Annotated in this window: 13 protein-coding genes; 5 read left to right on the forward strand and 8 right to left on the reverse strand. The window is 65.7% G+C overall.

Annotated elements, in window-relative coordinates; all coding sequences use genetic code 11:
- Positions 1 to 39: 39 nt before the first annotated feature.
- From C0Z19_RS05680 to xdhA, 4 genes are all read right to left on the reverse strand, one after another.
- A complete protein-coding gene (locus C0Z19_RS05680) occupies positions 40 to 1,155 on the reverse strand; it encodes an NADH:flavin oxidoreductase/NADH oxidase (RefSeq protein WP_102608798.1) in 1,116 nt (371 codons plus the stop codon).
- 191 nt (positions 1,156 to 1,346) lie between these two features.
- Positions 1,347 to 1,889, reverse strand: coding sequence for a xanthine dehydrogenase accessory protein XdhC (xdhC, locus tag C0Z19_RS05685; protein ID WP_102608799.1), 543 nt, complete (start codon positions 1,887 to 1,889; stop codon positions 1,347 to 1,349).
- The gene (gene xdhB / locus C0Z19_RS05690) at positions 1,886 to 4,318 is read right to left on the reverse strand and encodes a xanthine dehydrogenase molybdopterin binding subunit (RefSeq protein WP_102608800.1); all 2,433 of its coding nucleotides are present in this window, start codon (positions 4,316 to 4,318) and stop codon (positions 1,886 to 1,888) included. The genes xdhC and xdhB overlap by 4 nt, the downstream gene beginning before the upstream one ends.
- Before the next feature lie 90 nt (positions 4,319 to 4,408).
- Positions 4,409 to 5,992 carry a xanthine dehydrogenase small subunit gene (xdhA, locus tag C0Z19_RS05695; RefSeq protein ID WP_102608801.1) on the reverse strand — a complete coding sequence of 528 codons (1,584 nt, stop codon included), beginning with the start codon at positions 5,990 to 5,992 and terminating at the stop codon, positions 4,409 to 4,411.
- 268 nt (positions 5,993 to 6,260) lie between these two features.
- Here xdhA and C0Z19_RS05700 point away from each other — a divergent pair, with 268 nt between their 5' ends.
- From C0Z19_RS05700 to C0Z19_RS05710, 3 genes are all read left to right on the forward strand, one after another.
- A complete protein-coding gene (locus C0Z19_RS05700; protein WP_102608802.1) occupies positions 6,261 to 7,499 on the forward strand; it encodes an MFS transporter in 1,239 nt (412 codons plus the stop codon).
- A 328-nt stretch (positions 7,500 to 7,827) separates the two neighbouring features.
- Entirely contained in the window at positions 7,828 to 9,222 is a 1,395-nt protein-coding gene (locus C0Z19_RS05705; protein ID WP_102608803.1) for a selenium-binding family protein, read from the forward strand.
- Positions 9,223 to 9,310: 88 nt separating this feature from the next.
- Positions 9,311 to 9,955: a hypothetical protein gene (locus C0Z19_RS05710; RefSeq protein WP_102608804.1), complete on the forward strand. Its 645-nt coding sequence runs from the start codon at positions 9,311 to 9,313 to the stop codon at positions 9,953 to 9,955.
- A 27-nt stretch (positions 9,956 to 9,982) separates the two neighbouring features.
- On the opposite strand, the gene C0Z19_RS05715 is transcribed toward C0Z19_RS05710, so the two are convergent.
- Together C0Z19_RS05715 and C0Z19_RS05720 are read right to left on the reverse strand one after the other, a co-directional pair.
- A complete protein-coding gene (locus tag C0Z19_RS05715; protein ID WP_102608805.1) occupies positions 9,983 to 11,200 on the reverse strand; it encodes a pyridoxal-phosphate-dependent aminotransferase family protein in 1,218 nt (405 codons plus the stop codon).
- A gap of 175 nt (positions 11,201 to 11,375) precedes the next feature.
- Positions 11,376 to 11,921 carry a plasmid fertility inhibition factor family protein gene (locus C0Z19_RS05720; protein ID WP_233196014.1) on the reverse strand — a complete coding sequence of 182 codons (546 nt, stop codon included), beginning with the start codon at positions 11,919 to 11,921 and terminating at the stop codon, positions 11,376 to 11,378.
- A 168-nt stretch (positions 11,922 to 12,089) separates the two neighbouring features.
- Here C0Z19_RS05720 and C0Z19_RS05725 point away from each other — a divergent pair, with 168 nt between their 5' ends.
- Positions 12,090 to 12,917 carry a crotonase/enoyl-CoA hydratase family protein gene (locus tag C0Z19_RS05725; protein ID WP_102608806.1) on the forward strand — a complete coding sequence of 276 codons (828 nt, stop codon included), beginning with the start codon at positions 12,090 to 12,092 and terminating at the stop codon, positions 12,915 to 12,917.
- A gap of 89 nt (positions 12,918 to 13,006) precedes the next feature.
- Here C0Z19_RS05725 and fahA read toward each other — a convergent pair whose 3' ends face one another.
- The gene (gene fahA / locus C0Z19_RS05730; protein ID WP_233196015.1) at positions 13,007 to 14,359 is read right to left on the reverse strand and encodes a fumarylacetoacetase; all 1,353 of its coding nucleotides are present in this window, start codon (positions 14,357 to 14,359) and stop codon (positions 13,007 to 13,009) included.
- Entirely contained in the window at positions 14,356 to 15,711 is a 1,356-nt protein-coding gene (gene hmgA / locus C0Z19_RS05735; protein WP_102608808.1) for a homogentisate 1,2-dioxygenase, read from the reverse strand. The genes fahA and hmgA overlap by 4 nt, the downstream gene beginning before the upstream one ends.
- 280 nt (positions 15,712 to 15,991) lie before the next feature.
- Here hmgA and C0Z19_RS05740 point away from each other — a divergent pair, with 280 nt between their 5' ends.
- The gene (locus C0Z19_RS05740) at positions 15,992 to 16,807 is read left to right on the forward strand and encodes an EAL domain-containing protein (RefSeq protein ID WP_102608865.1); all 816 of its coding nucleotides are present in this window, start codon (positions 15,992 to 15,994) and stop codon (positions 16,805 to 16,807) included.
- The last annotated feature ends 14 nt before the right edge of the window (positions 16,808 to 16,821 follow it).

Here is a 16,821-nt window from a genome sequence, read left to right on the forward strand (position 1 = left end):
ATTTGCGGCGTGCTTGTTCGCGTTCGTTGTCCGACATCGTCAACGCTGACCGAAACCGGCCCCTAGGAACAGATCCTTGAACTCGCGTGGCTGCGAGCGCCAATACTGCTTGGGCGCATGCACCTGCGCGCCGAGCCTCGCGGCCGCATGCCAGGGCCAGCGCGGGTCGTACAGCATGGCGCGGGCTAGCGAGACGGCGTCGGCTTCACCGCCTTCGATGATCGCTTCGGCTTGCTCGGGATCGGTGATGAGCCCGACCGCGATCGTCGGCAAGCCCACCTCGGCCTTCACGCGCTGGGCGTACGGCACCTGGTAGCCGGGGCCGAGCTTGATCGCCTGTTCGGGCGAGACGCCGCCCGTCGTCACATGGATGGCCGCGCACCCACGCGCCTTGAGCGCCTGCGACAGCGCCACGGTGCCTTCGATGTCCCATCCGCCCGGCACCCAGTCCGTCGCCGAGATGCGGGCCCAGACCGGCCGCTCGGCCGGAAAGGCCGCGCGCACCGCTTCGAATACCTCGATCGGAAAGCGCATGCGGTTCTCAAGGCTGCCGCCGTACTCGTCATCGCGGTGATTGGCGATCGGCGACAGGAATTGATGCAGCAAATAGCCGTGGGCCGCGTGGATTTCGATGCCGTCGATGCCGAGCCGGGCTGCCCGCTGCGCGGCCGCCACGAAATCGTCGCGCACCTTGTCGAGCCCGGCGCGATCGAGCATGACCGGGGCTTCCTCCCCCTTCGCATGCGGCACGGGCGACGGCGCCACCGTCTTCCAGCCGAGCGGTTCGTTCGATCGGATCTGCGCGCCGCCATCCCACGGCGCCTGGCTCGAGCCTTTGCGGCCCGCGTGGCCCAGCTGCACGGCGACGGCGGTCGGCGAATAGGTGCGCACAGCCTTGAGCACACGAGCCAGCGCCGTTTCGTTTTCGTCGGAATAGAGCCCGAGGTCGCCGGCCGAGATGCGGCCTTCCGGCGAGACCGCCGTCGCCTCCAGAATCAGCATGGCGGCGCCCGACAACGCGAGGTGCCCGAGATGGATCATGTGCCAGTCCGTGGCCGAGCCGCCTTCGGCCGAGTATTGGCACATCGGCGCAATGACGATGCGGTTCGACAAAGCAAGCTTGCCGATGGACATCGGCTCGAACAAACGGCTCATGACGGTTTCCTCGATCGGTTGACGCTCGGTTGGCGCTCGCGCAGGCGCGAGCAGACACGGGCGCGAGCGGCGCACGGCCCGCACAGTCCACGCCGTGCAGCATAAGGGATGCCGCCGGAAAATGCTGCGCCCGGCGTCAAGCCGACGAGGGAATAAGGGGAAAAGGCTTGGCTTGGCTTGGCTTGGCTGGGCTAGGCGTTCGCCGAAACGAAGGTTGCCGCCGCACGTGCGACCTTCGTCGCCTCGGAGCGCACCTGCATCAACTGCGCACCGACGGCGACGGCGATCGAAGCAGGCGCTTTGTCGACGATCCCCGGCACGCCGATCGGGCAAATCATCGCGCGCAGCCGCTCGGGCTCGACACCGCGCTCGATCAGGCGACGCTCGAATTTCACGCGCTTGGTCTTCGAGCCGATCATGCCGAAGTAGGCGAAGTCGCGGCGGCGCATGATGCGCTCGGCCAGGGCGAAGTCGAGCGCGTGGTTGTGCGTCATGACGAGGAAGCAACTGCCGGGCGGCGCCGCATCGATCACGGCTTCGGGCGTGTCCGTCACTTCGATCTGCACATTGGCCGGCGTTTCGTCGGGGAAGCATTCGTCGCGCGAGTCGACCCACTCGACCACGCACGGCAGCGCGCCGAGCAGCGTAACCAGCGCATGCCCGACATGACCGGCGCCGAACAACACGACATGCAGCGGCGGCGGCCGGCTGTCGGCGGGCAGGCGCGTGTTCATGCCAGGACTCCCGGGCTGGCCGCGTTGTGCGACCGGCTGCCGGCACCCGACGCCAAGCCCGCCTGGCCTGCACGGGCAGCGCGCACCGCCGCCACGGCCTTCAAAATCTCCTCGCCCGTGGCCGGCGCGTTCAAAGGCGGGTTGACCGCGTAATCGCCGATGCTCGCGATCGCGTCGCGAATCGCGAAGAAGACCGAGAACGGCAGCAACAACGGCGGCTCGCCGACCGCCTTCGAGCGATGAATGCTGTCCTCCGCGTTGCGATTGTTGAACAAGCGCACGCGCAGATCGGGCGGGCAATCGTTGACGGTCGGAATCTTGTAGGTGGACGGCGCGTGCGTCATCAGCTTGCCGCCCGCGTTCCACCAAAGCTCCTCGGTCGTGAGCCAGCCCATGCCTTGAATGAAACCGCCTTCGACCTGTCCGATGTCGAGCGCCGGATTCAGCGAGGCGCCGACGTCATGCAGCGCATCGGCGCGCAGCACGCGCATCTCGCCCGTCAGCGTGTCGATGACGACCTCCGACACGGCGGCCCCGTACGAGTAGTAGAAGAACGGCCGGCCTTGCAGCTTTTGCTGATCCCAGTAGAGCTTGGGCGTCGCATAGAAGCCGTCCGACCAAAGCTGCACGCGTGCGAGATAAGCCTTGGCGACGACTTCCTCGAAGGGGATCGCCGTTTCGCCGACATAGACCGTATCGTTTTCGAAGATGACGTCGCCCGGCGTGGCCTGCCCGGCACCGAATCGGTCCGCGGCGAATGTCGCGAGCCGGTCGCGCAGCTGGCGCGCGGCGTCCTGCGCGGCCTTCCCGTTCAGATCGGAACCCGTCGACGCAGCCGTCGCCGACGTATTGGCCACTTTGCTCGTATCGGTCGCCGTCACCCGCACGCGCGGGAATTTGATGCCGAGCTCATGCGCCACGACCTGCGCCACCTTCGTGTTGAGTCCCTGGCCCATTTCGGTGCCGCCGTGGTTGACGAGCACCGAGCCGTCCGTATAGATATGGACGAGCGCGCCGGCCTGGTTGAAGTGCGTCACGTTGAACGCGATGCCGAACTTCACGGGCGTAAGCGCAATGCCCTTCTTCAGCACGGTGTTGCGCGCGTTGAACTCGCGCACTTGCTCGCGGCGGCGGCGATACTCGCTCGTTGCTTCGAGTTCGTCGATCAGCTCGTGGATGACGTTGTCTTCGACCGTCTGCCCGTATGGCGTCACGTTGCGCTCGGTCTTGCCGTAGAAGTTGCGGCGCCGTACATCGAGCGGATCGAGCTTCAGTGAGCGCGCGACGTTATCGATGATGTACTCGATCGCAAATGCGCCTTGCGGGCCGCCGAAGCCGCGGAATGCCGTGTTCGATTGCGTATTCGTCTTTCCGCAGAAGCCTTCGATGGCGACATCGGGCAGCCAGTAGGCGTTATCGAAGTGGCAAACGGCACGCGTCATGACCGGGCCCGACAAATCGGCCGAGAATCCGCAGCGGGAAGTCATATCGACCGACACCCCTTCGATCGTCCCGTCGTCGCCGTAGCCGACCTCATACCGGTAATGGAAATCGTGGCGCTTGCCCGTGATCATCATGTCGTCGTCGCGGTCGGGACGCAGTTTGACCGGACACAGCAGCTTCCATGCGGCGAGCGCGGCGCAGCAGGCGAACAACGCCGACTGGGATTCCTTGCCGCCGAAGCCGCCGCCCATGCGCCGGCATTCGATCAGCACGTTGTGCGAAGCGACGCCGAGCACGTGTGCGACGTGGTGCTGCATCTCGGTCGGGTGCTGCGTCGAGCACCAGACGTGCATGCCCTCATCATCCTTCGGCACGGCATAAGCGATCTGCCCTTCCAGGTAGAACTGCTCCTGGCCGCCCAGCAGCAGTTCGCCGGCGTCGCGATGCGGCGCACGGGCGATCTTGTGCGCGGGTTCGCCGCGTGCGAGCCTCATCGGCGGCAGCACGGACTGATTGGCCGCGCGCGCCGCCTGCGACGTCAATACGGCCGGCAACTCCTCGTATTCGACCTGCGCGCGACGCGCCGCGAGACGCGCCGTTTCGTGCGAAGTCGCAACGACCATGAACATCGGTTGACCCACGTATTGCACGACGCCGTCCGCGAGGATCGGATCGTCATGGAGGATGGGGCCGCAGTCGTTCGCGCCGGGAATATCGTCGGCCGTGAACACGGCGACCACCCCGGGCGTGGCGCGCACCGCCTCGAAGTTCATCGACACGATCTTCGCATGCGGCTTCGCCGACAAACCGAGCGCCGCGTGCAACGTGCCCGCCACGAGCGGAATGTCATCCGTGTAGGTGGCGCGGCCGCTCACATGCAAGTGCGCGGATTCGTGCGGGCGCGACACGTGAACCTGGCGGAACGCTGCGCCCTCGCGCTCGTCACGGGCCAGTTCGGTCAAAAACGGTTCGGCTTGCTGATTCATCGTTCGTCTCGGGGTATCTGTCTCGTTATTGCGTGGGTTGGCTCTCGATCGTCGGGTCGTCGGGTCGTCGGGCCTGGCGACCGCGGGCGCTCAGGCCGACGTCTCCAGATCGACCATCCGCACGTTCAACGCCTCAGGCGGCAGTGGATCGTTGGCCCGCGTCTCGAGCCAGAAGCGGTAGAGCAGATTCTGGGCGGTCTGCAGCCGGTATTCGTGGGTCGCGCGCATGTCCGACAGCGGCGCGTAGTCGCGCGCCAGCGCTTGCATCGCCGCTTGCGCCGTCGCTTCGTGCCAGTTCGCGTCGGCCAGCACGGCTTCGGCGTGGGTCGCGCGTTTGGGCGTCGCTGCCATGCCGCCGAATGCAATCCGGGGTGAACGAATCGTGTCGCCTTCGGCAATGAACGCGAAGGCTGCGCAAACCGCCGAGATATCGGAATCGAAACGCTTGGACAGCTTATAGGTGCGGAACTGCAACGCTGCGCGCGCGCCCGTGCGCGTCGGCACTTTCAGTGCCAGCACGAACTCATGCTCGGCCATGTCCTTCTTCTGATAGGCGAGGTAGAGATCCTCGAGCGCCAGTTCGCGCTCGATCTCGCCGCCGCGCAACACCACGCGGGCGCCGAGCGCGATGAGTCCCGGCATCGAATCGCCGATCGGCGAGCCGTTTGCCACGTTGCCGCCGAGCGTGCCGGCGTTGCGGATCGGCAGCGACGCGAAACGCTTCCACATCTCCGTGAGTTCCGGATAGTGGCGCGCCAGTTCTGCATAGCCGCGCTCGACCGTCACGCCCGCGCCGATCTCGATCCATTCGCCTGTGGTCGTGATCCGTTGCAGTTCGGCGATGCGGCCGACGTAGACGATGTCGTCGAGCGCGCGCATCTGCTTCGTGACCCAAAGGCCGACGTCCGTGCTGCCGGCGAGCAACCGCGCCGCGGGCCGTTCAGCCTTCAGCGCCGCGAGCGCCTCGACCGTTTGCGGCGCATTGAACGCAGCGCCGCCGTGCTCGTAATGAAACGTCTCGTCGCGCAGGAGCGTCGCAAGCGTCCTATCCAGTGCGGCAACGTCGATCGGCGCCCCCGGCCTCGGCAATTCGAACATCCGTTCGCCGGCGTCGATAATGGGGCGGTACCCCGTGCAACGGCACAGGTTGCCGGTCAGCGCATCGGCGATTTCCTGACGCGACGGCGGGCAGTGCGCGGCGCACCCATGGCCTTCCGCGCCTTCCGTGGCTATGTCGCCGCCCGCGCACGGCGGCACATGGCCGAGCGCCGCGGCACCCTCCGCGCCATGCTTGCGGTAAAGCGCCCACATCGACATGACGAAACCGGGCGTGCAAAAGCCACACTGCGTCCCATGGCACTCAACCATCGCCTGTTGCACCGGATGCAATGAGCCATCGGGCTGCCGCAGGTCTTCGACCGTAAATAGCGCTTTGCCGTCGAGTGTCGGCAGGAACTGTATACAGGCATTGACGGCCGAGAAGCGCAGACCGCCAGCGGGATCACGTTCGGCGACGACGACGGTGCAGGCGCCGCAGTCGCCTTCGGCGCAGCCCTCCTTCGTCCCCGTGCAGTGCGCGTCCTCGCGCAGGTATTGCAGGACCGTACGGGTGACGGGCGCATCGCTGACTTCGCGGATGGCGTTGCGGTGATAAAAGCGGATCGGTTGGCTCATGGTCGTGAAGGCGGGAAACCTGAAGGCTCGCGGGTTTTATCGTTCGATCCAAAGCTATCACCACCAATATGTGCAACCCATAGGCGGCGTGACATGCCGCTCATATTCTTGCGCCGATATGGCGCTTTTCGAATGCGCGGCGTGCGCGATGCGGCACTGCGCAGAAACCGGTTCCATGAGACAATGCCGGGTCATTTCACAGAGCCGGCCCTGCTTCAACTGTGGTTTTCCCTAGCACAGTCGCCGGCCCCGTTATCGCATCGAGCCCATGTCCGCTGCCGCTTCGCCTGCCTTGTCCGATCGCGCCGCCACGGCGCAAATCGTCCCCATCGTCTTCTTCACGTTCATTTGCTACCTGATCATCGGCCTGCCGCTGCCAGTGTTGCCGGGCTTTGTGCAAAGCGAGCTCGGGCTGGGCTCCGTGCTGGCCGGCGCGGCTGTCAGCGTGCAGTACGCGGCGACCTTGTTTTCGCGCGCGCACGCCGGACGGTTCTCCGACACGCTCGGCCCGAAACGCACGGTGGGAATCGGACTGGCCGCCTGCGGCCTCTCGGGCGCCCTGCTGGCGGCGGCCGTGGCGTGCCGCGCCTGGCCGGCCGTCAGCCTCTGCGTCATGGTGGCGAGCCGTTTCGCGCTGGGGTTTGGCGAAAGCTGCGTCGGCACGGGCGCGATTCTGTGGGGCATCGGGCGCGTCGGCGCCACGCACAACGCACGCGTGATTTCATGGAACGGCATCGCCACCTATGGCGCACTCGCGATCGGCGCCCCCGTCGGCGCGACGCTCGCCCATGCGCTGGGGCCGTGGTCCCTCGGCGTCGCCACCGTGGCGCTCGCGGCGATCGGCTATGTGCTCGCGCGCCGGCTCGAGGCGGTTCCGCTCGTGCATGGCGAACGCATGGGCTATGCAAGCGTGTTTGTCCGCGTGCTGCCGCACGGCGTCGGACTCGCGCTCGGCACCGCCGGGTTCGGTTCGATTGCGACCTTCATCGCGCTCTACTACGCGGCACGCGGCTGGTCGCACGCCGCGCTCGCGCTGACGCTGTTCGGTTCGTTCTTCGTCGGCGCGCGGCTGTTATTCGCCAACGCCATCCGCACCTATGGCGGCTTCCGCGTCGCGCTCGTCTCGTTCGCATTCGAATGCGCGGGGCTCGTGACGCTCTGGCTCGCCGGCGCACCGTCCGCGGCACTCGTCGGCGCAGCCGTCACGGGCTTCGGCTTCGCGCTTGTGTTCCCGTCGCTCGGCGTGGAGGCAGTCGAACTCGTCCCGCCTGCCAGCCGCGGCGCGGCGCTGGCCGCCTATTCGGTCTTCTTCGATCTTTCGCTCGGCATCATGGGCCCGCTCGCGGGCTACGTCGCGGGCGCATTCGGCTATCCGTCGGTATTTCTGGTGGCGGCCGTCGGGGCCGCCGCCGCGGCACTGCTGTCGATCAGCTTGTACCTGCGGCAGACGCGCAGCCGCGCCGTCGTCAGCCGCGGCGCGCTCGACCCGAGCCGATCGGCTCAGTAACGGCGGCGCGGGCGGGTCATGCACCCGGCGCTGTGGCGACGGGATCGTCGATGCTGCCGCCAAAGGCGTCTTCTCAAGGAAAAACCGCCGCCGCGCGACGGCATGCACGTCGCGATGCCAATGAATGCCTTGAAACGATCAACAAGGCAGTCTGCTAAACGCTGACCATGCACGTTTTTAAATAACAACCGACACATTCGATAGGCTAAGTCGCGCATAAAAATCCCGATGGCATTCTTTTATTCTTATTCAATTTTGTTTCTTGCCTTTTCCTTCGATCGACTCCTACGATAACCGCCTCATCCTATTCGTCAGAAGAGGAAGGTCTATGTCGTCCTGGAAGCCCGATCCGACGTTCTACCCTTCCGCGCGGCTCGCCGCGCAGGCCCCGAAGGAAACCCTGGCGTATGTTGCGAGCTTCGACCCGACACGACGCGTCCCCGATGAACTCGCCGTCGTGGACGTCGATCCCGGCTCGCCCGATTACGGCAACATCGTCGATCGCATCGCTATGCCGAATACGGGCGATGAATTGCACCATTTCGGCTGGAATGCTTGCAGCTCGCATTTATGCCCCAACGCGCCGCACGCACATTCCGAACGGCGTTATCTGATCGTGCCGGGTTTGCGCAGCTCGCGCATCCACGTGCTCGATACGAAACCCGATCCGCGGCATCCGCGCATCGTGCGCGTGCTCGAGCCCGACGAAGTCATGCGCAAAGCCGGCTACTCGCGCCCTCACACCGTTCACTGCGGCCCGCAAGGCATTTTCGTGGTCTCGCTCGCGAACGCCGAAGGCGACGCGCCGGGCGGCATCTTTCTCATGGATCACGACACGTTCGAGATTCGCGGCCAATGGGAAATCGACCGCGGGCCGCAACAGCTCGCCTACGATGCCTGGTGGCATCTCGGTTACGACACGCTCGTCTCCAGCGAATGGGGGCTGCCGGCCACGTTCGAGAATGGGCTCGTGCCCGAAGTACTGCTCGGCGGCCAGTATGGCCATCGGCTGCATTTTTGGGACCTGAACACGCGCAAGCACAAGCAGACCATCGATTTCGGCGAGGAAAACCAGCTCGTCTTCGAACTGCGTCCCGCGCACGACCCCACGAAGGCGCACGGCTTCGTCAACTCGGTGATCAGCTTGAAGGATCTGTCCGCATCGATTTGGACCTGGTATCGCGAAGGCGATCGCTGGGCCGCGCGCAAGGTCATCGAAATACCGGCCGAACCTGCCGATCCGGCGCGGCTGCCGCCGATGCTCAAGCGCTTCAGCGCCGTACCGCCGCTCGTGACCGATATCGCACTGTCGCTCGACGATCGCTACCTGTACGTCGCCTGCTGGGGCACCGGCGAGATGCGCCGCTACGATGTGTCCGATCCGCATCACCCTGAGCTCGTCGGCTCGGTCAGGATCGGCGGCATCGTCGAGCGCGCGAGTCATCCGCGGGCGGGCGAGCAGCCCTTGAACGGCGGCCCGCAAATGGTCGAAGTAAGCCGCGACGGGCGCCGCGTCTATTTCACGAACTCGCTCTACGGCGCGATCGACGAGCAGTTCTATCCCGACGGCATCGACGGCTGGATGGTCAAACTCGACGCGCCCGATGGCGGCGGCCTCTCGTTCGATCGCGAGTTCTATCTGGAATGGCCGAAGTCGCACCGGCCCCATCAGATTCGACTCGAAGGCGGCGACGCTTCGTCGGATTCCTATTGCTACCCATGATCGCAGCGGCGAGCACGTCGTTCGCTGCGCGCGCCGCAACCGGGCTCAACGCAACGGCGCCAACAGCACGAACCATGGGGCGAGAACGATGAACTTGGCCGCGAACGCCAGCACTGTCACGCTCTGGCTCTCCGTGCTGGGCAGCGGCGTCTTTCATGGCGTCAATCCGGCCATGGGGTGGCTCTTTGCGACCGCATTGGGCTTGCAGCGCGGCAGCCGCATGGCCCTCGTCGCCGCGTTGCCGCCGCTTGCGCTTGGGCACGCCGCGTCGATTTTCGCCGTCACGTCGTCCGCACTCGCGCTCGGACTCGTCGTTCACGCCGCGTCGCTGCGCGTGATCACCGGGATCGTCTTGCTCGGATGGGCCGCCTATCACCTGTGCTACGGCCATCGGCATCAGGTGCGCGTCGGCATGACGGCAGGCTTCGTCGGACTCGCTTTGTGGTCGGCCGGGACAGCGACGGTCCATGGCGCGGGGCTCATGCTCGTCCCGGCGCTGATGCCGATCTGCGGCGCGGCGGCCCAGGGCGGATGGTCGGGCGCACTCGGGCCGACGGCGCTCGTCGCGCTTGTCCATACGCTCGTCGCATCGGGCACGAGCGCGGCGATCGCCTTCGCCGCCTACGAGTATCTCGGCCTCGGTATGCTGCGACGCGGCTGGATCAACTTCGACTGGCTCTGGTCCGGCGCGCTGGCGTTGACAGGCGCAGCACTGTTGACCCTCTCCTGGTAAGCCGCGCCGCCGGCCGCGTCGCCCGTCTCACCGTCCGCGCGCGTTCTCCGATAGCGACTGTTCGAGCGCCGCGACGCCGGCCGGCAGATCGACGCGCGCGCCGAGTTCCAGCATCGTGCGTCCGAGTGCATGCAGCGTGCGAAACAGGTTGTGCTCGCGGCATTGTTCGCCCATTTGACCGATACGGACGATCGGCAGGCCGAACGAACCCGAGATTTCGACTTGATGATGACGCGAGATGTGGCCGCAGACATCGGCCGGGCTCAACCCCGCGGGCGTCGAAATACCGACGACGGAGTTGAGGCGACACGGTTCGGGCGCGAACAGCGCAAGGCCCATCGCCGAAACGCCTGCTTGCAACGCGAGCGAGCATTTGAGGTGGCGCGCGAACCGCTTTTCGAGCGTCTCGGCGCACACGAGCCGCAACGCTTCGTGCAGCGCGAGCACGCCCGATACGGGTGCGGTGTAGTGATAGCCCGCGTTGTGCCAGAAGTTCTCCGCGAGCGACGCGTCGAGGCACCAGTGCGCGTTGGCCTGGTCGCGCGTTTTGAGGCGTTGCCAGGCGGCCTCCGAAAACGCGATCAGCGAGACGCCCGGAATCGACGACAGCCCCTTTTGCCCGCCCGTGATCACGGCGTCGATACCCCAGGCATCCATTTCGAGCGGCATCGTGCTGAGCGTGCAAACCGCATCCACGACGACGAGCGCACCGGCCGCCTTGGCCAGCGCCGCGATGTCCTTCAGTTGATGGTTCCAGACGGTGTTGGACGTCTCGCCCTGCACGATCGTGACGACTTCCGGCCGCTCGCGCGCCAGCGCCTGCTCAACCTCGGCCAGACTCGCGACCGCGCGGTCCGGGACATCGAGCGTTGCGACGTGAGCGCCGCAGCGTTTAGCCATCTCCGCCATGCGCGCGCTGAAGAACCCGTTCTTGATCGACAGCACGCGCGTGCCGGACCACGCCAGGTTCGAGATCGCCATTTCCATCGCGGCCGAACCCGGGCCCGCCACGCCGAGCACCCACTTCGAGCGCGTCTGAAAAACGTAGCGCGCCATGTCCTTCACCTGCCCGATCACCTTCGACATCGTCGCACCGAGGTGATTGATGACGATGGCGTTTGCCTTGGCGACGGCCGCCGGAATCGGCACGGGCCCGGCACCCATCATCAACAACGGTTCTTCGGGGAGGATTGCGTCGAGCGAGACGACGTCGGGGCAAGGGATCGATGACTCTGTGCTGAACATGGGGCTAAGCGATGAGGGTTTCCGGGAAAAGCATGCGCCCGACCGCATCTGCACGAGATGCTTCGCTTGACGAAATGGTGCGGTGCGGCGACGGGATTGCCGATCATTGCCCCATTTGTGCGGGCGCGCAAGCCCTTTCGGCACCAGCGCGCGTCGGGCCTCATCGATCCCTACGTCATTGCGCCGATGGCGCCGAGGCAACGGCCTGTGCCCCGGCCGGCGGCGGCGCGGGGTCGAAGCCACACCAGGCGGTCAGCAAAGCGGCTTCGCGTTCATGGACCTCGACCGGGAACGCGACCGCGCCGGCATGGACGAGGTAACGCGCGCGATGCTGCCCGTTGCGGAATCCGACGACGCCTTCGCGTTTGAACCCGAGCCAGCCTAGCAAACCGCCCCGGCGTCGCGTTTCGACGGTCACGTACGGCATGGCGGGAATCCGGTCGTTCTCGGGATCGAGAAACTCGCGGATCCCCTTCACCTTGCCGCTGTGCCAGTTGCCGACGGGCGGCAGCACATAGTCGGTGTCGTCGCGATCGGCGCATGCGAGCAGCTTGCGCGCATCGACGATCACGACACAGTGACGGCTTTGATCGTCCTCGAAGACGCGCTTGAGCCGCACGTGGTCGTAGTAGGGATGATTGGCGAGCGGCACCAGCCAGATCGGGCCGGGCCCGATCGAGGGAGCGAGAGCAACCGCATGAGTGAATGCGGACGTGGACATGACGAACGTATGATTGTTGAACTGCCTGGCGCCTGTGCGCCGGCCCCCGGCGGTCGCATCACCGAGGAAACCGCGCAGACTATCGTTCGATCATGACAAAGCCGTGACAAAAATGACACTTTCGTCTGATTTCTGCACCGGCTCTTGTCCCATCGCGAGGGACGCATCATGGTGGAAAGCTTTGGCCCGCATGTGACGCTCGACGCACGCTCCGACGGCGTCGCAACAATCGTGCTCGATCGGCGGCAATGCCGAAACGCCGTGGATGGCCCTACCGCGACGGCGCTCGCGGCCGCCTTCGCACGGTTCGAAGGGGAGCCGCAGTGGCGTGTCGGCGTGCTGTTCGGCGCGGGCGGCACCTTCTGTGCAGGCGCCGATCTGACCGCCGTGAGCGAGCCGCAGCGCCGCAACGAGGTCAGGCCCGACGGCAGCGGGCCGGGGCCGATGGGGCCCACGCGCATGATGCTCGCCAAGCCCGTGATTGCGGCAATCGCGGGCCACGCCGTCGCGGGCGGCCTGGAGCTGGCCACCCTGTGCGATTTGCGCGTGATGGAAGAAGACGCCGTGCTCGGCGTGTTTTGCCGGCGTTTCGGCGTCCCGCTGATCGACGGCGGCACGATCCGCCTTCCGCGCCTGATCGGCCTGTCGCGCGCGCTCGATCTGATCTTGACGGGCCGGCCCGTCGATGCGGCCGAGGCGCTCGCGCTGGGACTCGCCAATCGGATCGTGCCAAAAGGCACGTCGCGACAAGCCGCCGAAGCGCTCGCCGCGCAGTTGGCGGCGTTTCCACAGGCGGCGCTGCTTGCCGATCGCTGCTCCGCGATCGAAAACAGCGGGCTTGACGATATCGCCGAAGCGCTGCGCAGAGAAGGGGCCGGCGGCTATCGCGCCCTGCTCGACGAAGGCGTCGCGGGTGCTGCGCGGTTCGCGGCAGGCGCCGGACGTCACGGCGAAGCGGTGGCGTCCGGCGACGAGGCGGGCGGGACAGCGCCGTAATCGAGGACACATCGACGAAGAATCAAGGACGAACGTTGTTCATCCCCGCACTGCGTCGTCGCGACCCAGCGTCCGGCCTGCCCTCCCGCTCAAATCGCTTTGCTGCTTCCGCTTTCGCTTTCGCTCACGCCAAGCGCCGGAGTGATGGCGCCGACGCACGTGCCGAACCCGACCCGATACCCTTCACCCTGGCACCAGCCCGCCAGCGTCAGCTCGTCCCCATCGACGATGAACGTGCGCGTGCCGCCGCCTTCGAGCGCGAGCGGCCGCGCCCCGTTCCAGGTCAGTTCGAGCAACGAGCCGAACGAATCGGGCGTGGGTCCGCTGATCGTGCCCGAGCCCATCAGATCGCCCACCCGCGTGTTGCATCCCGAGACCGTGTGATGCGCGAGTTGCTGCGCCATCGTCCAGTACATGTACTTGAAGTTCGTGCGCGAGATCGTGGTGGCCGCATCCGAGCCTTCCGGGCGCAGCCGCACCTCGAGCGAGATGTCGAATGCGTGCGCGCCCGCGTGCCGCAAATACGGCAGCGGCTCGGGACGCTGCTCGGGCTGGGCGACGCGGAACGGCTCCAGCGCGTCGAGCGTCACGATCCACGGCGAAATCGTCGTAGCGAACGTCTTCGCATTGAACGGGCCGAGCGGAACGTATTCCCATTGCTGGATATCACGGGCGCTCCAGTCGTTGAGCAACACCATCCCGAAGATATGGTCCTCGGCCTCGCCGCAGGCGATCGGTTCGCCCAGCGCGTTGCCGCGCCCGACGATAAAGCCCGTCTCGAGTTCGATGTCGAGCTTGCGGCAGGCGCCATAGATCGGGCGCTCCTGATCGGCCAGCTTCAGTTGTCCCATCGGCCGGCGCACGGGGGTACCGCTGACGACGACCGACGACGCACGGCCGTTATAGCCGATCGGCATCTCCGACCAGTTCGGCAGCAGCGCATTCTTCGGATCGCGGAACATCGAGCCGACGTTCGTCGCATGTTCCTTCGACGAATAGAAATCGGTGTAGCCGGGAATGTCGACGGGCAAATGCATCGTCGCGTCGCGCATCGGCACGAGCACCTGCCGCGCGCGCGCCGCGTCGTCGCGCAACGTCGCACAGCCCGCATCGAGCAGTTGCGAGACCTGCACGCGCACGCTACGCCATGCGTCGCGACCGAGCGCGATAAACGCGTTCAACGAAGGTTGCGCGAATACGTCGAGCTGACCGGCATCGAGCGTCAACAGCCCGGCGGCTTGCAACGCGGCCAGATCGACGATCGCATCGCCGATCGCCACGCCCGCGCGCGCCGAGCGATTGCGCGTATCGCTGAAGATGCCGAACGGCAGGTTTTGAATCGAAAAATCGCAGGCCGGATCGTTGGCCGAAGCAAGCCAGCTACGTTTGGCCGGATCGCGCGTCGCGGCGAGCCCGCTGGAAAGATCACTCACCCTGCTCATTGCTGCTCCGCGTTGAAATGTTTCTCGAGACCCTGCCAGCATTCGAAGTAATCGGCCTGCAGCTCGGCGCTGTCGAGTGCGAACCGGGTCGGCTTGAGCAGCGTGCGGGTTTCGAACATGAACGCGAGCGTGTCGGCCACCTTCTGCGGCTTGGACGTATCGCTTGCCGACGCCTTTTCGAACGTATCGGCGTCGGGGCCGTGCCCCGACATGCAGTTGTGCAGGCTCGCGCCGCCGGGGAGAAAGCCTTCGGCCTTCGCATCGTAGGCGCCATGCACGAGACCCATGAACTCGCTCGCGACGTTGCGATGAAACCAGGGCGGGCGGAACGTATCCTCGCCCGCGAGCCAACGCGGCGGGAAGATGACGAAGTCGATCGCGTCGACGCCGGGCGTGTCGCTTTGCGATTGCAGCACGAGGAAAATCGACGGATCCGGATGATCGTAGCTGATCGAACCGATCGTGTTGAAGCGGCGCAAGTCGTACTTGTAGGGCGCATAGTTGCCGTGCCAGGCGACGACGTCGAGCGGCGAATGGCCGATATCGGCGCGCCACAGCCGGCCGTTGAGCTTGGCGACGAGTTCGAAGCTGCCCTCGCGATCCTCATAGGCGGCATGCGGCGTCAGGAAATCGCGCGGATTGGCGAGGCCGTTCGAGCCGATCGGCCCGAGATCGGGTAGACGCAGCAACGCGCCGAAGTTTTCGCAAACATAGCCGCGTGCGCTGCCGTCGACGAGCGTTACGGCAAAGCGCACGCCGCGCGGCACGACCGCGATTTCGAACGGCTCGAGATCGAGCACGCCCATTTCGGTCGCGATCCTGAGACGCCCTTCCTGCGGCACGATCAGGAGTTCGCCGTCGGCGTTGTAGAAGAAGCGATCCTGCATCGACCGGTTGGCCGCATACAGATGGATCGCACAGCCCGACATCGCTTCGGCTGCCCCGTTGCCGGCCATCGTGACGAGACCTTCGACGAAATCGGTCGGCGCGGCGGGCATCGGGAGCGGGTTCCAACGCAGTTGGTTGGGCGGCGTCGGCGGCGTATCGGCGAAGTTGGCGACAAGCCGCGGCGCGTCCGCGCTGGCCGGCCGTGCGCCGGCGGCGGGCGTGAACGGCTCGAACGGTCGATGCACGGCCGCGGGGCGAATGCGATAGAGCCAGCTGCGGCGGTTATGCGCCCGCGGCGCCGTGAACGCAGTGCCCGAGAGCTGCTCGGCATAGAGCCCGTACGGCGCGCGCTGCGGCGAATTGCGGCCGACGGGTAGCGCCCCGGGCAGCGCCTCGGTGGCGAATTCGTTCGCGAAACCCGTCTGATAGCCGGGCGCCGGATCGCGGCGAGGATCGTCCTGCATGGTTGAGTTCTCCGATAAAGCAACAAACCGATAAAGTCGCGCCGAGCGCGTCAGACGGCGGCTGGCGATTGCACGCCGCGCCCGCGCGCGGCTCTCAGGCGCGTGATCCTGCGACCGCCCGTCGCAAGCCGGAATTTACGAATAGTAAAACGAATTACGGATTGTTTAAAACAACGTAAACCCCGATGGAAGAAGCGACGCAACTGTCGTTATAAGTATTTGGCTGATGCCGATGACGCGCAGCCTGCTACTATCGTCGCTGCGTGCCTTTCACTTCCCCATGATTTCGCCCGACATTCCCGCGCTCGTTGAGCGAGCCACCGATCACCCTTCCCTGCGCGAGCACATATCGCTCGATATGCGCGAGGGAACCGCGTTCGCACAGTTTCGAGCGGTGCGGCTCGAGAGTGCGTATCAGCCGATCTTCGACGTCAGCATGAATGGGTTCCAGACCCTTTGGTCGTCGCCCGACTGCGCGGACCGTTTCGGCGACGAACTGGGGTTTCAAGCGCTGACCGAACGCGCTGACGACGAGCTGTTCGATCCATTCGACACGGTCGCAGACGATCGGGAACTCGTGGTCCTCGATCGCCTGGCGCGCACGCTTCATGCGATCAACTTCTTCGGCGCGCAGCGACACGGCATGCTGTTCCTACGGGTGCACGAGCGGCTGCTCAAGAGCGTCAAATATGATCATGGACAGCACTTTTCCTCTGTGCTGATGGGATTCGGGCTTAACCCGTCGCGCGTCACGATCGAATTGCCGAGCGTCGCCGTTGCGCATCGCACGTTTCTCGGCTATCTCGTCAACAGCTACCAGCGCTACGGCTTCAAGGTGGCGGGCAACCTGCCCAATGCGGGGCACATCTTGTCGGTGTCCGACATGGCCCGCCTCGACTTCATCAAGATCGACGGCGGCGCCGTGCTACGCGATGCGATGGCCAAGCCGCTGCTCAGCTACGCCAACCGGCTCGGCATTCCCCTGATCTTCGATCGCGTCGCGAATGAAACGCAGTTCGATTCGCTGCAGCAGTTCGGCGCGCGCTTCGTCCAAGGCCCGCTGTTCGAACCGAAGAAAGTCTGCGCCGAGCGCTAAACGCTCCGTCCGGT

Origin of the sequence: Trinickia soli (assembly GCF_002879855.1) — a bacterium.
Lineage (GTDB): Bacteria > Pseudomonadota > Gammaproteobacteria > Burkholderiales > Burkholderiaceae > Trinickia > Trinickia soli.

Excerpts from the sequence above, each read along its gene's own strand:
- xdhB (WP_102608800.1), bottom strand. The coding sequence starts at position 4,318 with ATGAATCAGCAAGCCGAACCGTTTTTGACCGAACTGGCCCGTGACGAG.
- C0Z19_RS05710 (WP_102608804.1), top strand. The coding sequence starts at position 9,311 with ATGAACTTGGCCGCGAACGCCAGCACTGTCACGCTCTGGCTCTCCGTG.
- xdhA (WP_102608801.1), bottom strand. The coding sequence starts at position 5,992 with ATGAGCCAACCGATCCGCTTTTATCACCGCAACGCCATCCGCGAAGTC.
- C0Z19_RS05720 (WP_233196014.1), bottom strand. The coding sequence starts at position 11,921 with ATGTCCACGTCCGCATTCACTCATGCGGTTGCTCTCGCTCCCTCGATC.
- C0Z19_RS05700 (WP_102608802.1), top strand. The coding sequence starts at position 6,261 with ATGTCCGCTGCCGCTTCGCCTGCCTTGTCCGATCGCGCCGCCACGGCG.
- hmgA (WP_102608808.1), bottom strand. The coding sequence starts at position 15,711 with ATGCAGGACGATCCTCGCCGCGATCCGGCGCCCGGCTATCAGACGGGT.
- C0Z19_RS05715 (WP_102608805.1), bottom strand. The coding sequence starts at position 11,200 with ATGTTCAGCACAGAGTCATCGATCCCTTGCCCCGACGTCGTCTCGCTC.
- C0Z19_RS05680 (WP_102608798.1), bottom strand. The coding sequence starts at position 1,155 with ATGAGCCGTTTGTTCGAGCCGATGTCCATCGGCAAGCTTGCTTTGTCG.
- C0Z19_RS05740 (WP_102608865.1), top strand. The coding sequence starts at position 15,992 with ATGATTTCGCCCGACATTCCCGCGCTCGTTGAGCGAGCCACCGATCAC.
- xdhC (WP_102608799.1), bottom strand. The coding sequence starts at position 1,889 with ATGAACACGCGCCTGCCCGCCGACAGCCGGCCGCCGCCGCTGCATGTC.
- C0Z19_RS05725 (WP_102608806.1), top strand. The coding sequence starts at position 12,090 with ATGGTGGAAAGCTTTGGCCCGCATGTGACGCTCGACGCACGCTCCGAC.
- fahA (WP_233196015.1), bottom strand. The coding sequence starts at position 14,359 with ATGAGCAGGGTGAGTGATCTTTCCAGCGGGCTCGCCGCGACGCGCGAT.
- C0Z19_RS05705 (WP_102608803.1), top strand. The coding sequence starts at position 7,828 with ATGTCGTCCTGGAAGCCCGATCCGACGTTCTACCCTTCCGCGCGGCTC.